This window comes from Serratia sp. SSNIH1 (genome assembly GCF_002935055.1).
GTDB lineage: Bacteria > Pseudomonadota > Gammaproteobacteria > Enterobacterales > Enterobacteriaceae > Serratia > Serratia nevei.
The window spans coordinates 4,103,631-4,118,793 of the sequence record NZ_CP026383.1 but is presented as its reverse complement, the minus strand read 5'-3'; the positions used below and the strand labels follow the sequence as shown (position 1 = coordinate 4,118,793).

Below are 15,163 nucleotides of genomic sequence, written 5' to 3'. Positions count from 1 at the left end.
TATGATAAGCGCCGTTCCCGGCAGGCCGGGTGAGAAAAGATATCGATGGCAGGCCGCCGCCTGCCGACTTTGGGAGTTGAAGCATGTCAGAAAATACCGCCGCCCAGAGCGCGGCACCGCAAAATGCTCAGGCGTCGCGCAGGACCATTTTATTGTTCCTGGCGCTGGCCTTGATGTCGGCATTGCTGAACAGCAGTGCGCCGACGCCGCTTTATCCGCTGTATCAGCAGCAGTTTGCACTGAGCTCCGTCAGTCTGACCGTCGTTTACGGCGCCTACGCCGCCGGCGTGCTGATCGCTTTGTTCGGCGTCGGCAATCTGGCCGGAAAAGTGAAGGATTTGCGCAGCATGATCGTGCCGGCATTGCTGGTGGTATTGAGCGGTGCGCTGCTGTTCGCGCGGGCTGATACCTTTGCCATGATGCTCATGGCGCGACTGTTGGCCGGGGTGGGCACCGGGGCATTGACCGGTGCGGCAAACATCGCGTTGGTGCGTTTTGGGCCACGAGACGGCGGTAAAAACGCCGCGTTGATCGCCACGTTGTCCTTTACCACAGGATTGGCGCTGGGCCCGATCTTCAGCGGCATCGCTTTGCAGACCGGTTTTCATCCCACGACGCTGCCGTTCGTTTTCATCATGGTCATTGCCGCCGTGGCTGCGTTGGGCGTGATGTTCTCGTGGCCGCGTGGCGTGGTTACGGCGCCGCCCCATGCTGCGCCGGCTGCGACAGAAAAAAGCTCGCTGCTTGATGGTCTGCGTATCACCGGCGGTAAATTCTATGTCTGTGCCGGGGCGCTGTTTATCTGTTGGGCCCTGGCCGCCAGCATTTTGGCTATTGGCCCTAGCGTGGCGGAAACGCTGTTAGGCATGTACCAGCGGGGCGTCTTTGGCTATGCCATTGCGGTGTATCTGTTGATCGCCGGTATCAGCCAGATCCTGAGCCGCCGTCTTAACGCCCGTCATTCGCTGTTGTTCGGTTGCCTGGCGCAGGTGCTGGCGGCGGTGGTATTCGCCGCGGCGATCCAGTGGCATTCCCTGGGGCTGGCGGCGGCGGGGCTGGTGGTAGCCGGCTATGCTTACGGCGCCATTTTCGTCGGCAGCGCGACCCTGGTGAATCTGATTTCGCCGCCGACCAGCCATGCGCGTTTGCTTTCGCTGTTTTACGTTATCGCTTATATCGCCAACTGGGTGCCTATCTTGCTGGGCGTGGTGGTCGATCGCGTCGATCTGCGTCAGGCGACTCATTTGCTGTTCCTGAGCAGCAGCGCAGTGTGCCTGTTGCTGGCATGGAAGACGTCCCGGGTGGGATTCCCTCGCTAATTATTTTGTGATGGATATCTATTTTTTATAATTAATAATTCTTTAATTACATTTATGATGTGATTTGTATCGCATAAATTGGCCTGTTTTCGGGTAAACTGCGCGCTTTCTTTTTGCCGCGGGTCACTTTATGAACGTTCTTTTCGCCATTGCCGTTACTACCGGGATCCTCTCCGGCGTGTGGGGCTGGGTTGCCGTCAGCCTGGGGCTGATCGGTTGGGCCGGTTTTCTCGGCTGCACGGCGTATTTCGCCTGCCCGCAGGGTGGGTTGAAAGGGCTGGTGATCGGCGCGTTGACCTGCTGCAGCGGCGTCTTCTGGGCAATGGCGATCATCCACGGCAGCGAACTGGCGCCGCAGTGGAATCTCTTGGGGTATCTGCTGACCGGCGTCGTGGCATTCCTGATGTGCATTCAGGCCAAACAGCAGTGGCTGGGGTTTGTGCCCGGCACCTTTATCGGCGCCTGCGCGACCTTCGCCGGCGGCGGCGATTGGCCGCTGGTGACGCTTTCCCTGCTGGTGGGCCTGCTGTTCGGCTATGCGATGAAAAACAGCGGTCTGTGGTGGGCGGCGCGCAGCGAAAAAGCCCGCGCTACGCCGCCGATCGGCCCGAATGCCGGCTCAAACGGTGCCGCCGAGTGAGAGGCGGTAATGCAGATCGTGGCGCTCGGCGCAAGGTTCGCCCGCGATCCGCAACAGCAGCATTTCGGCGGCGGTTTTCCCCATGTCAAAGCGCGGCGTGATCACGCTGGCGATGCTCGGCGTGGTCGCCTGGCCAATATCCAGGCCGTGAAATCCCGATAACGCAACCTCCTGCGGCACGCGCACGCCGAGGCGCAGGCAGGCCTGCAACACGCCCACCGCCAGATCGTCGTTGGTGCACAGGATACCGTCGAGCTGCGGGTAACGTTCGCGCGCCATCGCCAGCATGTCGGCGCCGATCGAAACCGAAGAGACCCGATGCGGCGCGATCTGACGCGGCGTTTGCCCCTGAGACGCCATGGCGCGGCAGTAGCCCCGATAGCGTTTATTGTCGCGTGCGTCCGACATGGCGCCAAAGTAAACGATATGGCGTTTGCCGCTGGCGAGCAGCGCTTCGGTCATGTCATACCCCGCCTGTTCATTATCAAATCCCACCGCAATCCGCCCCGGCGGCGCGTCGAGATCCATCACCTGCGCGAGGGGGATTTTGGCGGCGCCGAGGTAGGTCTCTGTGCGCAAGGTATGCGCAGAGTCGGTGAGGATAAGCCCGGCGATCGGGTAGCTCAGCAGCTGTGCGATCTGTTCTTCTTCCCGCTGCGGGCTGTAATCGTAGTTCACCACCAGCGTTTGGTAACCCCGCGCTTGGGTAACGGATTCTATGCCGGCCAGCAGGTCGGCGAAGATCTGGTTGTTGAAGGAGGGGATCAGTACGCCGATGCGCGGTTTTCTGCCGGCCTGTGCGGTATCGGCATCTGTGACGTTCAGCTCCCGCATGACCTGCGCAATGCGTTCGGCGGTGTCGGCCGCCACTTTTTCCGGCGTGCGCAGAAAACGGCTGACGGTCATTTTGGTCACGCCGGCCAATTGTGCGATGTCCTGTAGCGTAACGCGGGGGTGTTTCATTCGGTGGCCTTCACGGGCGGTGCGGCAAGGGCGGATGGCGGTATGTTAACAAATCGATTTGGCGATAACAATGAATGCGCCTCTATTGAAAGTAGCCACTTTTCAATTGGATAGATGATTTTTACCCGCGTGCTGCCTGCGTGAGATCACGTTAAGGGTAACAGGGTTTCGTAACATGATTTTCAGTGATTTCCATCACGTTTTTACCGGTAACAATCGGCTGAGATAGAGGCCTGTCCGATTGGAGGCCTGAAGGCCGGGAATCACCATGAACAACCTGTTTTCTCTGGATAATAAAATCGTCTTGATCACCGGCGCCTCGCGCGGCATCGGTTTTCTGCTGGCGCGCGGCCTGGCGCAGCAAGGCGCACATATTCTGGTCAACGCCACCACCGAAGAACATGCCCGGCACGCCGCCGATCGCCTGCGCGAAGAGGGGCTGCGTGCCGATGCGGCGGCGTTCGACGTCACCGATTCCCAGGCGGTGCATGCCGCCATCGACCGCATCGAAGCGGACATCGGCGCGATAGACGTCTTGATCAACAACGCCGGCATCCAGCGCCGTCATCCCTTCACCGAGTTCCCGGAGCAAGACTGGGACGACATCATCGCCGTCAACCAGAAAGCGGTATTCATCGTGTCACAGACCGTGGCGCGTTACATGGTGCCGCGCCTGCGCGGCAAGATAGTCAATATCGGTTCGATGCAAAGCGAGCTGGGCCGCGACACCATCACCCCTTATGCGGCGTCCAAGGGGGCGGTGAAAATGCTGACGCGCGGCATGTGCGTGGAGCTGGCGCGCTACAACATTCAGGTTAACGGCATTGCCCCCGGCTACTTCAAAACCGAGATGACGCAGGCGCTGGCCGACGATCCGGCCTTCACCGCCTGGCTGACCCAACGCACGCCCGCCGCGCGCTGGGGCGATCCGCAGGAGCTGATCGGCGCGGCGGTGTTCCTGGCCGCCGACGCCTCCGCCTTCGTCAACGGGCAGCTGCTGTTTGTCGATGGCGGCATGTCGGCGGCGGTGTAACCTTTTTTCGTGGAGTCTTGAGATGAAAATTCAAACCCAGTCCTGCGTGGTCAATGGCAAACGAGACGTGGCGGTGATCGCGCAAGAAGTGGATTACCGGGGGCAGGGAACGCTGGTGAAAATCAGCCGCGGCGGTATCTGCGGCTCGGATCTGCATTACTTTCAGGAAGGCAAGGTCGGCAATTTTCAGGTGCGTCAGCCGATGGTGCTGGGCCATGAGGTGATCGGCGAGGTGGTCGCCAGCGATTCACCGCAGCTGCCGGTCGGGCAGAAGGTGGCGCTCAATCCCAGCAAACCCTGCGGGCAGTGCAAATACTGTCTGGCGCAGCAAAGCAATCAATGCGTCGAGATGCGTTTTTTCGGCAGCGCGATGTATTTTCCGCACGTTGACGGCGCTTTTACCCAATACAAAGTGGTGGATAGCGCGCAGTGTGTCCCTTACGGCGCCGATTGCGACGACAGGGTGATGGTGTTCGCCGAACCGCTGGCGGTGGCGATACACGCAGCGAAACAGCCCGGCGACGTGACGGGAAAAAAGGTCTTCGTGTCCGGCGTCGGCCCGATCGGCTGCCTGCTGGTGGCGGCGCTGAAAGCGCTGGGCGCCGCCGAGATTGTCTGTGCCGATCTCAGCCCACGCTGCCTGGCGATCGCCAGGCAAATGGGGGCCGATCGGTGCCTGCATGCCGCGGACGACGATGTTAGCGATTATCAGCAGGACAAGGGGTATTTCGACGTCGCCTTCGAAGTGGCGGGGCACCCGCAGTCGCTGCAGCGCTGCCTGGAGATCACTCGCGCCAAAGGCACCGTGGTGCAGGTGGGCATGGGCGGCAGCTTCCCCGATTTCCCGCTGATGTTGTTGATCGCCAAGGAGTTGAACCTGCTCGGATCCTTCCGCTTCGTGGCGGAGTTTGCGCTGGCGGTGGCGTGGCTGGCCGACGGCGTGGTCGATCCGCTGCCGTTGCTGTCGGCGGAGTTCGCCAGCGGGCAGCTGGCGCAGGCGCTGGAGTTTGCCGGCGATAAGCGCCAGGCCGCCAAGGTGCAATTGGTGTTTTAGGGTAAAAGTCTGATGGCCGCAGGCGGCGATCCTTGTCTATAGTGTAGGAACGCTTAATTTTTCAACCACGGAGATCTCACGATGGCAAGACATACGGATGCTGAGCAAACTACGCTGGATGACGATCTGAGAATGCTGACCGAGACGCTGGAAGAAGTGCTGCAATACACCGGCGATCGCGCGGATCAGGCTTACGTCGACATCAAGTCGCACGCCGAGCAGGCGCTGAGTGAGGTCAAGGCGCGCTGGGCGAACACCGGTGAATCCTACTACGCGCGCGCCAAAGAAGCGGTGCACCGCACCGACGACTACGTGCGGGATAAACCCTGGCACAGCGTAGGTATCGGCGCCACCGTCGGGCTGGTGCTGGGGCTGCTGCTGGCCCGTAAATAAATGACGGCATCGGGGCGGCGTAGGTCGCCTCGTGCTTTTCTGCAGACTGTGTTGTTCATCTCGCTGTTTCCCCGCTGGTTTTCCCTTATCCCGCCTATACTTCCCGCTAGCCGTCGTCGGAGCGCCTCTATTTCCCTTGTTTTTGTATGGACGGATTGAGCCGGCGCCGCCGCAAGTGTAAAGTGTTTGTGTTTTTATTGTTTGTTTTTTGTTCTAAATCAAATAATTATCTGGTGTAAACACCCAGGGATATACGGCGTTCTTGCGCTGGCGCAAAAGCCGTGAAAATAACACCTCATATAATACAGAGCGTAACTACAGGCGCGGCGTCCGTCGGCTGCGCCGGAGACGATCTCTGCTAACTGACTTGTGAGCGAACTATGTCGACAAGTGTTTTTAATCGCCGGTGGGCGGCTGTGCTGCTCGAGGCGCTGGCCCGCCATGGGGTACGGCATGTTTGTATCGCTCCGGGATCGCGCTCTACGCCGCTGACGCTGGCCGCTGCGGCCAACCGATCGTTTATCTGTCATACCCATTTTGATGAGCGCGGGCTCGGCCATCTGGCGCTTGGGCTGGCGAAGGCGGCGCGTGAGCCGGTGGCGGTGATCGTCACGTCCGGCACCGCGGCGGCGAACCTTTATCCCGCGTTGATCGAAGCCGGCCTGACCGGTGAGCGGCTGGTGTTTCTCACCGCCGATCGGCCGCCGGAGTTGATCGACTGCGGCGCCAATCAGGCGATCCGTCAAAACGGCCTCTACAGCAGCCACCCGACGCTGGCGATCGAGCTGCCGCGTCCTACCCCGGATATTCCGGCCGCGTGGCTGGCCTCCAGCGTCGACAGCGCGATGGCGCGCCTGCAGCACGGCGCTTTGCACATCAACTGCCCGTTCGCCGAGCCGCTGTACGGCGGCGACGAACGTCACTATGCCGATTGGTCCGCCGCGCTGGGCGACTGGTGGCAGAGCGATCGCCCGTGGCTGCAGGAAAGCGAAAGGCATGCGGCGCCATTGCCGCAGCCGGACTGGTTCTTCTGGCGGCAGAAACGCGGCGTGGTGCTGGCCGGGCGCCTGAGCGCGCAAGAGGGCGCTCAGGTGGCCGAATGGGCCGCAACGCTGGGCTGGCCGCTGATCGGCGACGTGCTGTCGCAGACCGGGCAACCGCTGCCCTGCGCCGATTTGTGGCTCGCTCATCCGCAGGCGCAGCGCGTACTGCAAGATGCGCAACTGGTGGTGCAGTTCGGCGGCAGCCTGACCGGCAAACGCCTGCTGCAGTGGCAGGCGCAGTGCCGGCCCGAAGAGTATTGGGTCATCGACGAGCTGCCGGGGCGGCTCGATCCGGCCCAGCACCGGGGGCGGCGCCTGCGCGCCGGCGTGGCACAGTGGTTGGCGCAGCACCCGGCACAGCCGCGCGCGCCGTGGGCCGCCGGGCTGGCCGCGCTGGCGGATAAGGCGCTGACGGCGGCATCCACGCATCTGCACGATAGCTTTGGCGAAGCGCAGCTGGCGCACCGCCTGCCGGAACTGCTGCCGGTGAACGGCCAGCTGTTTCTCGGCAACAGCCTGGTGGTGCGACTGATCGACGCGTTAACGCCATTGCCCGTCGCCTACCCGGTATTCAGCAACCGCGGCGCCAGCGGCATCGACGGCCTGATCTCCACCGCCGCCGGCGTGCAGCGCGCCACCGCCAGACCGACGTTGGCGGTGGTGGGCGATCTTTCCGCTCTGTATGACCTCAATGCGCTGGCGCTGCTGCGCCAGAGCTCGGCGCCGACGGTGCTGATCGTCGTCAACAACAACGGCGGCCAAATTTTCTCGCTGCTGCCGACGCCGGAAGAGGATCGTCAGCGCTTTTACTGCATGCCGCAGAACGTCGAGTTCAGCCACGCGGCGGCGATGTTCCAACTGGGTTACGCGCGGCCGGAGAACTGGAGCCAGCTGCAACAGGCGGTTGAACAAGGCTGGCGGCGCGGCGGCGCCACGCTTATCGAACTGCAGGTGACGCCGAGCGCGGGGGCCGAAAGCCTGCAATACCTGGTGCAACAGATGGCGGTGCAATGATGCTGGCGACGCGAATTTTGCAACAGGGCGAAGCGGGCCGCCCGTGGCTGGTGTGGCTGCATGGCCTGCTTGGCAACAACAATGAATGGCGGGTGATCGCCGCACGCTGCCCGGAATGGCCATCGCTGGCCATCGATCTGCCCGGCCACGGCGATTCCGTGGCGGTGAGTTGCCGCGGCTTCGACGACATCAGCGCGCAGATCGCCGCCACGCTGCAGCTGCGCAATATCGAACGTTATTGGCTGGTGGGCTACTCGCTCGGCGGGCGCATCGCCATGTATCACGCCTGCCACGGCCGCCATGCCGGCCTGCAGGGGGTGATCGTCGAGGGCGGCAACCCGGGGCTGGAGGACGAAGAGCAGCGCCGCCGGCGCTGCGAACAGGATGCGCTGTGGGCGGCGCGTTTTCGCAGTGAGCCGATCGCCGAGGTCCTGGCGGATTGGTACCAGCAGCCGGTGTTCAAAGAGCTTAGCCACGTGCACCGTCAGGCGCTGATCGCCGCGCGCTCGGTCAACAGCGGCCCGGCGATCGCCGACATGCTCGAAGCCACGTCGCTCGGGCGGCAGCCCTATCTGGCGCCGCAGCTGCGCCAACTGAGCATGCCGCTGCAGGTGCTGTGCGGTGAGAACGACCCCAAATTTCAACGGCTGGCGCGCGACGCCGGGTTGCCGTTGCGCATCGTGCCGCAGGCCGGGCACAACGCGCATCTGGCCAATCCGCAGGATTTCGTCGCCGAGCTGCAGACCTTTCTCGTTAACCCTGGTTAAAGGAACCGAACATGCTTTATCCGAATGAAGAACAGCTGTATGCCGCCATCGTCTGGCAGGATTGCACCGGTGATTTCGAAGACATTCTGTATCACAAGTCCGCCGACGGCATCGCCAAAATCACCATTAACCGGCCGCAGGTGCGCAATGCGTTTCGTCCGCAAACGGTCAAAGAGATGATTGACGCGCTGGCCAACGCCCGTTACGACGATGGCATCGGCGTCATTATTCTGACCGGCGCCGGCGATAAGGCCTTCTGCTCCGGTGGCGATCAGAAAGTGCGCGGCGACTACGGCGGCTATCGCGACGACAGCGGCGTGCATCACCTCAACGTGCTGGACTTCTAGCGCCAGATCCGCACCTGCCCGAAACCGGTGGTGGCGATGGTGGCCGGTTATTCGATCGGCGGCGGACACGTGCTGCACATGATGTGCGATCTGACCATCGCGGCGGATAACGCCATCTTCGGCCAGACCGGCCCGAAAGTGGGCTCGTTCGACGGCGGCTGGGGCGCGTCTTACATGGCGCGCATCGTCGGCCAGAAGAAGGCGCGCGAAATCTGGTTCCTGTGCCGCCAGTACGATGCCGCTGCCGCGTTGGACATGGGCCTGGTCAATACCGTGGTGCCGTTGGCCGACCTGGAGAAAGAGACGGTGCGCTGGTGCCGAGAAATGCTGCAGAACAGCCCGATGGCGCTGCGCTGCCTGAAGGCGGCGCTGAACGCCGACTGCGACGGCCAGGCCGGTTTGCAGGAGCTGGCGGGCAACGCCACCATGCTGTTCTACATGACCGACGAAGGGCAGGAAGGGCGCAACGCGTTCAACGAGAAGCGTCAGCCGGACTTCAGCAAATTCAAGCGTAACCCGTAATGAGCGGGGTAAACCGCAGCGCGGCGCTTTACCGTTACAGCCTGCCGATGGAGGCGGGCGTGGTGCTGCGCAATCAGCGGTTGAAAACGCGTGACGGATGGGTGGTGCAGCTGCGTCAGGGCGAGCGTGAAGGCTGGGGCGAGATCGCGCCGCTGCCGGAATTCAGCCGGGAAACGTCGGGGCAGGCCGAACAGGCCGCGTTGGACTGGCTGCAGGCCTGGTTGGCGGGCAACGAACCGGATGACAGCACGCTGCCCTCGGTGGCCTTTGGGATTAGCTGCGCGCAGGCCGAGCTGGAGCAGCGTTTGCCGATGCGGGCGGATTTCCGCAAGGCGCCGCTGTGCACCGGCGATCCGGACGAGCTGTTCGAGATATTGAGCGCCTTGCCGGGCGAGAAAGTCGCGAAAGTGAAGGTGGGGCTGTATGAAGCGGTGCGCGACGGCATGATCGTCAACGTGCTGCTGGAGGCGCTGCCGGATCTTCGGCTGCGGCTGGATGCCAACCGCAGCTGGACCCGCGCCAAAGCCGACGGCTTCGCCAAATACGTCAACCCGGCGTGGCGCGATCGTATCGCCTTTTTGGAAGAGCCCTGCAAGACCCGTGATGAATCGCGCGATTTCGCCCGGGCGACCGGCATTGCCATCGCCTGGGATGAGAGCGTGCGTGAGGCGGACTTTGTGGTGCAGGCCGAGCCGGGCGTGGCAGCCATCGTGATCAAACCGACGCTGGTCGGCAGCCTGGCGCGCTGCCAGGCGCTGGTGGCGCAGGCGCATGCGGCGGGGCTGACGGCGGTGATCAGTTCCAGCATCGAGTCCAGCCTGGGGTTAACCCAGCTGGCGCGCATCGCCCGCTGGCTGACGCCGGACACCGTGCCGGGGCTGGACACGCTGGGGTTGATGCAGGCGCAGGTGCTGCGCCCGTGGCCGGGCAGCGCGTTGCCGCTGTTGGATGTCTCGGCGTTGGAGTGCCTATGGCGCCGTTGAACGATTGGCCGTGGCGACACTGGGCGCGCACTCAGCCGCAGGTGACGGCGCTGATGCTCGGCGAACAACCGCTGAGCTGGCTGGCGTTGCAAAGCCAGGTGGATGAGCTGGCGGCGGATTTCCAGCATCAGGGCGTTGAACCGGGCTGCGGCGTGGCGCTGTGCGGTAAAAACAGCTATCCACTACTGCTGGCCTATCTGGCGCTGTTGCAGTGCGGCGCACGTCTGTTGCCGCTCAATCCCGCCCTGCCGACGCCGCTGCTGGCGCAGCTGTTGCCGGAATTGGATATGACCTTTGTCTTCGGCCCGGACTCGTTGCCGCCGCTGCCGGAAGACGTGATTCGATTGACCCCGCCGTCGACCGAGCCGCGTTGGCCAGACCTGCCGACGTGGGATGCGCAGCGTCTGGCGACGCTGACGTTGACCTCCGGTTCCAGCGGCATGCCGAAAGCGGCCGCGCACAGCTACGCCAACCATCTGGCCAGCGCCGCCGGGGTGTTGGAGCTGATGGCGTTTCAGCGCGAGGATTGCTGGCTGCTGTCATTGCCGCTGTTTCACGTCTCCGGACAGGGCATTGTCTGGCGCTGGCTGGCGGCGGGCGCCCGGTTGGCGGTGCGCGAGATGCACCCGCTGAACGAGGCGTTGGCGGGATGCACGCATGCCTCGTTGGTGCCGACCCAGCTGTGGCGGCTGCTGGCGCAACCGCTGGCGGGCATGACGCTGAAGGCGGTGCTGCTCGGCGGCGCGATGATCCCGGTGGAACTGACCGAGCGGGCGGAGGAGGCGGGGATCCGCTGCTGGTGCGGCTACGGCTTGACCGAACTGGCTTCCACGGTGTGCGCCAAGCGCGCCGATGCGCGGCCGGGCGTTGGCCTGCCGCTCGGCGGCCGCGAGATCAAACTGGTGGACGAAGAAGTCTGGATCCGCGCCGAGAGCCTGGCGCTCGGCTACTGGCGTCATGGGCATCTGCAGCCGCTGGCCGATGAACAGGGCTGGTTTGCGACCCGCGATCGCGGCGCGATGGCCGAGGGGGAACTGCGTATTCTCGGCCGGTTGGACAACCTGTTCTTCAGCGGCGGTGAAGGGGTGCAGCCGGAGGATATCGAACGCGTGCTGGCGGCGCATCCGCAGATCACGCAGGCGTTTGTGGTGCCGGTGGCGGATGCCGAGTTCGGCCAGCGGCCGGTGGCGGTGATCGACGGCGATCCGTCGCTGTCGCTGGCGACGCTGCTCGCCTGGTCGCAGGATAAGCTCGCCAATTTCCAACGCCCGACGGCATTGCTTCCGCTGCCTGACGAGCTGAAAAACGGCGGCATCAAGATTTCGCGCCGCCAGTTGCAGCAGTGGGTGGCGCAGCGTCTCTCTCAGGCATAAAAAAGCCGCCCGAAAGGGCGGCTGAGCGGATGGCTGCAGGGGGTTATTTCAGCCCCAGCGCCTTGGCGACGCCGGCGCCGTAGTCCGGGTGCACCTTGGTGAACAGCTCGACCTGACGGCGCTGGATGTGTTCCGGCACCTGCGACAGTTCGCCGGCGATGCGGGTGAACATGCGCTGGTGCTCTTCGGCGCTCAGCAGGTTGAACAGCGCGCGCGGCTGGCTGTAGTAATCGTCGTCTTCACGATGATTCCAGTGGTCGGCCGCGCCCTCAATGCTCAGCGGCGGCTCGCTGAAGTCCGGCTGCTCCTGGAACAGGCCGAAGCTGTTCGGTTCGTAGGTGGCGCCGTTGCCGCTGTTGCCGTCCACGCGCATCGCGCCGTCGCGATGGTAGTTGTGGAACGGGCATTTGGCGCCGTTCACCGGGATCTGGTGGTGGTTGACGCCCAAGCGATAACGGTGCGCATCGCCATAGGAGAACAGACGGCCCTGCAGCATTTTATCCGGTGAGAAACTGATGCCCGGCACCACGTTGGCGGGGTTCATCGCTACCTGCTCAACCTCTGAGAAGTAGTTGTCGGGGTTGCGGTTCAGCTCGAAATAGCCGACGTCGATCAGCGGATAGTCGCCGTGTGGCCACACCTTGGTCAGATCGAACGGGTTATACGGCGTCTGCGAGGCTTCGTGTTCCGGCATGATCTGAATTTGCAGCTTCCAGCGCGGGAAGTCGCCGCGTTTGATCGCGTCGAACAGATCGCGCTGTGAGCTTTCGCGATCCTTGGCGATGATCGCTTCTGCTTCTTCATCCATCAGGTTTTCAATGCCTTGCTCGCAGCGGAAGTGGAATTTCACCCAGAAACGTTCGTTGGCGGCATTGATAAAGCTGAAGGTGTGGCTGCCGAAACCGTGCATGTGACGGTAGGATTTCGGAATGCCGCGATCGCTGAAGTCGATGGTCAGCTGGTGCAGCGATTCCGGCAGGTGGGAGAAGAAGTCCCACTTGTAGACGGGGTTGCGCAGGTTGGTATGCGGATCGCGTTTCACCACGTGGTTAAGGTCGGGGAATTTCAGCGGATCGCGCAGATAGAACACCGGCGTATCGTTGCCCACCAAATCCCAGTTGCCTTCTTCGGTATAGAACTTCATGGCGAAACCGCGAATGTCGCGTTCGGCGTCGGCCGCGCCGCGCTCACCGGCGACGGTGGAGAAGCGGATAAACATGTCGGTCTGCTTACCGATTTCGGAGAAGATCTTGGCGCGCGTGTAGCGGGTGATGTCATGGGTGACGGTAAAGGTGCCGTAGGCGCCGGATCCTTTGGCGTGCATGCGGCGCTCGGGGATGACCTCGCGGTCGAAGTGGGCCAGTTTTTCCAGGAACCACACGTCCTGCAACAGCATCGGGCCGCGTTTGCCCGCGGTGATCACGTTATTGTTATCGACAACCGGGGCGCCGGCTGCGGTGGTCAGTCCTTTCTTGCTCATCACTTGCTCCTTATCGTAGTGCAGTTAAGTAAAGACTCGGGCGGTTTAAGCGTTCATCAGCATAGTCCTTTGGCGGGGCTTCTTCCCCTGACCTTGGTCAAAGCCACTACTAGTTGTAGCCCTATTGCCGAGCGCCGGCAAATAGGTCTCGGTTATCGTTGGCATCGCCTTGACGAATAAGGATTTTTGTTTGCAAATTTTTACATTTATTTGATTATTGAAGAATTTTTTCGCTTTTATCCCTTAAATACTCATTGCGCTTTGGTATAGACTCATGACGTTATTATTTTGCGTTGATTCGATCATTCGGTACGGATGACAAACCAGAGGGAAAGATGATGAAAAAGACTTGGGTCGCGTGCGCGGCAGGATTGCTGTTTGTGACCGGCGCGGCGAACGCCATCAGCGTGTCGGGCGAAGCCGGGCAACACTACACCAACCTGGGCGTTGGCATGAGCACCGGCTCTTCAGGTCTGGGCCTGACCGGCAACTGGGCGCGCAGCGACCACGACGGTAACGTCGGCAGCGTGGGGTTGAACTTCGGCGTGCCGCTGGGGCCGTTGACGGCGACTGTGGGCGCCAAAGCGCTGTACCTCAGCCCGAAAGATGGGAAGAGCGGCGGGGCGGTGGCGCTGGGCGGCGGCCTGGAGTGGGAAATTAACCGTTACTTCAGCCTGCACGGCGAAGGTTACTTTGCCCCTGACTCTTTCACCAGCGGCGTGAAGGCCTATAACGAAGCCAGCGGCGGCCTGCGCTGGAAGTTCCGTCCGCTGAGCGTGGACGTGGGCTACCGTTACATGCAAATGGAAGGCAAAGACGGGCGTCGCGACAACACCCTGGCCGATGGCCCTTATGTCGGTGTCGGTCTGAGCTTCTGACGCTGCGAAAAAGGGGCCTTCAGGCCCCTTTATCTTTTCTGCCTGGCTTACCCCACCGCCGGCAGCATGCCGCTGGCGATGCCCAGTTGGATGGCGATCACCGTTACCCCACAGACAAACACCAGCGCCAGCGCCGGCGTACCGCCCCAGACGCGATACTGCGCCTGATGCTTTTGGCGGGTTTTCCACACCAGCAGTGAAGGCAACAGCAGCGCCAGCACCGACAGGGCGATGGCGGCGAATCCCAACGCCAGCACGAAGCCGCGCGGGTAGAACAGCGCAAAGGCCAGCGGCGGCAGGAAGGTGATGGCGCCGGTTTGCAGGCGGCCACGCACGTTGTCTTGCCGTTTGAACAGGTCGGCCAGGAAATCGAACAGCCCGAGCGCCACGCCGAGGAACGAGGTCGCCAGCGCCAGGTCGGCGAACAGGTGCACCGCCAGTTCAACGTGCGGCGAAGCCACCGCATCGCGCACCGCCTGCAACAGGCCGTTCAGCCCGGCCTGCTGCGCCAGAATGCCGACGAAGGTGTCGGAGCTGATGCTGCCCAGCGTCGCCAGCTGCCAGAAGATATAGGCGATCAGCGGGATGGCGCTGCCGATGATAAACACCCAACGCAGTTTGCGAATGTTGCCGCCCATGTAGTTGACGATGCTCGGCACGCTGCCGTGGAAGCCAAATGAAGTGAAGATCACCGGAATGGCCGATAACGCCAGGCCTTGCTCCAGCGGCAACGTCATCAGATTGGTCTGGTGGATATTCGGCAACATCAGGCCGAGCATCACCACCAGAAACACCACTTTGGCGCTGAACAGGATGCGGTTGAACAAGTCCACCGAGTGGGTGCCGATGCACACCACGCCGCCGGCCACCAGGGTGAACAGCAGGACGCCGAGCGACACCGGGAAGTCCTGCGACGTCCATTGGCTGATGCTGGTGGCGAGCAATTCGCCGGCGCCGCTGATATAGGCGGCGGTGAGGGCGTACATCAGGAACATCATGCTAAAGCTGGTCAGCCACTGGCCGCCGCCGCCGAGATAACGTTTGGCGAGCGTGCCCAGACCGGTATCCGCCTGCTCATGCTGGTAAACCTCCACCAGCAGCAGCGCGGTGTAACACATCAACAGCCACAGCCCGACCAGTAAGGCCAGCGTGACGCCGAAGCCGACACCGGCTGCCGCCAGCGGCATCGCCAGCATCCCGGCGCCAATGGTGGTGCCCGCCACGATAAAAACACTGCCAAGAGTGCGATTCTTCACGTTTTTTCTCTACCAGCCGAAAGATTTTGAAAATTATAGGTAACGATTTATGAGGATGGCAGGATAGTGGAAGCCCTAATTTGTGTCAAACCGACGTT

General features: G+C 62.4%; 13 protein-coding genes and 1 pseudogene. 11 read left to right on the top strand and 3 right to left on the bottom strand.

What is annotated here, in order from left to right:
• Positions 1 to 83: 83 nt before the first annotated feature.
• Positions 84 to 1,319 (top strand): MFS transporter, encoded by a 1,236-nt coding sequence (locus tag C3F38_RS19865; RefSeq protein WP_055317184.1) that lies wholly within the window; start codon positions 84 to 86, stop codon positions 1,317 to 1,319.
• A 130-nt stretch (positions 1,320 to 1,449) separates the two neighbouring features.
• The gene (locus C3F38_RS19860) at positions 1,450 to 1,959 is read left to right on the top strand and encodes a DUF1097 domain-containing protein (protein ID WP_038876393.1); all 510 of its coding nucleotides are present in this window, start codon (positions 1,450 to 1,452) and stop codon (positions 1,957 to 1,959) included.
• On the opposite strand, the gene C3F38_RS19855 is transcribed toward C3F38_RS19860, so the two are convergent.
• Positions 1,939 to 2,922 (bottom strand): LacI family DNA-binding transcriptional regulator, encoded by a 984-nt coding sequence (locus tag C3F38_RS19855; protein ID WP_038876391.1) that lies wholly within the window; start codon positions 2,920 to 2,922, stop codon positions 1,939 to 1,941. The two genes, C3F38_RS19860 and C3F38_RS19855, sit on opposite strands and share 21 nt — an antisense overlap.
• 268 nt (positions 2,923 to 3,190) lie before the next feature.
• On the opposite strand from C3F38_RS19855, the gene idnO reads away from it, so the two are divergent.
• The 8 genes and pseudogenes from idnO to menE all read left to right on the top strand — a co-directional run bounded on the left by idnO (position 3,191) and on the right by menE (position 11,451).
• A complete protein-coding gene (idnO, locus tag C3F38_RS19850; RefSeq protein WP_055317185.1) occupies positions 3,191 to 3,955 on the top strand; it encodes a gluconate 5-dehydrogenase in 765 nt (254 codons plus the stop codon).
• Positions 3,956 to 3,977: 22 nt separating this feature from the next.
• Complete coding sequence (gene idnD, locus C3F38_RS19845; protein WP_047730196.1) at positions 3,978 to 5,009, top strand: L-idonate 5-dehydrogenase; 1,032 nt, start codon at positions 3,978 to 3,980, stop codon at positions 5,007 to 5,009.
• A gap of 81 nt (positions 5,010 to 5,090) precedes the next feature.
• A complete protein-coding gene (gene elaB / locus C3F38_RS19840) occupies positions 5,091 to 5,402 on the top strand; it encodes a stress response protein ElaB (protein WP_025160172.1) in 312 nt (103 codons plus the stop codon).
• 380 nt (positions 5,403 to 5,782) lie between these two features.
• The gene (gene menD / locus C3F38_RS19835) at positions 5,783 to 7,459 is read left to right on the top strand and encodes a 2-succinyl-5-enolpyruvyl-6-hydroxy-3-cyclohexene-1-carboxylic-acid synthase (protein WP_055317186.1); all 1,677 of its coding nucleotides are present in this window, start codon (positions 5,783 to 5,785) and stop codon (positions 7,457 to 7,459) included.
• Positions 7,456 to 8,226: a 2-succinyl-6-hydroxy-2,4-cyclohexadiene-1-carboxylate synthase gene (gene menH, locus C3F38_RS19830; protein ID WP_055317187.1), complete on the top strand. Its 771-nt coding sequence runs from the start codon at positions 7,456 to 7,458 to the stop codon at positions 8,224 to 8,226. The genes menD and menH overlap by 4 nt, the downstream gene beginning before the upstream one ends.
• A gap of 11 nt (positions 8,227 to 8,237) precedes the next feature.
• Positions 8,238 to 9,095, top strand: a pseudogene (gene menB, locus C3F38_RS19825) (1,4-dihydroxy-2-naphthoyl-CoA synthase).
• Positions 9,095 to 10,078: an o-succinylbenzoate synthase gene (gene menC / locus C3F38_RS19820; RefSeq protein ID WP_038876380.1), complete on the top strand. Its 984-nt coding sequence runs from the start codon at positions 9,095 to 9,097 to the stop codon at positions 10,076 to 10,078. The pseudogene menB and the gene menC overlap by 1 nt, the downstream one beginning before the upstream one ends.
• On the top strand, positions 10,066 to 11,451 hold the full coding sequence (gene menE, locus C3F38_RS19815; protein ID WP_055317188.1) for an o-succinylbenzoate--CoA ligase: 1,386 nt from the start codon (positions 10,066 to 10,068) through the stop codon (positions 11,449 to 11,451). Before menC ends, menE begins: the two co-directional genes overlap by 13 nt.
• 43 nt (positions 11,452 to 11,494) lie before the next feature.
• On the opposite strand, the gene katA is transcribed toward menE, so the two are convergent.
• Positions 11,495 to 12,931 (bottom strand): catalase KatA, encoded by a 1,437-nt coding sequence (gene katA / locus C3F38_RS19810; RefSeq protein ID WP_025303647.1) that lies wholly within the window; start codon positions 12,929 to 12,931, stop codon positions 11,495 to 11,497.
• 338 nt (positions 12,932 to 13,269) lie between these two features.
• Here katA and C3F38_RS19805 point away from each other — a divergent pair, with 338 nt between their 5' ends.
• Complete coding sequence (locus tag C3F38_RS19805; RefSeq protein WP_038876374.1) at positions 13,270 to 13,809, top strand: YfaZ family outer membrane protein; 540 nt, start codon at positions 13,270 to 13,272, stop codon at positions 13,807 to 13,809.
• Between the two features lie 47 nt (positions 13,810 to 13,856).
• Here the strand turns inward: C3F38_RS19805 and tyrP are convergent, their stop codons facing one another.
• Positions 13,857 to 15,065, bottom strand: coding sequence for a tyrosine transporter TyrP (gene tyrP / locus C3F38_RS19800; RefSeq protein ID WP_004935940.1), 1,209 nt, complete (start codon positions 15,063 to 15,065; stop codon positions 13,857 to 13,859).
• Positions 15,066 to 15,163 lie beyond the last annotated feature (98 nt).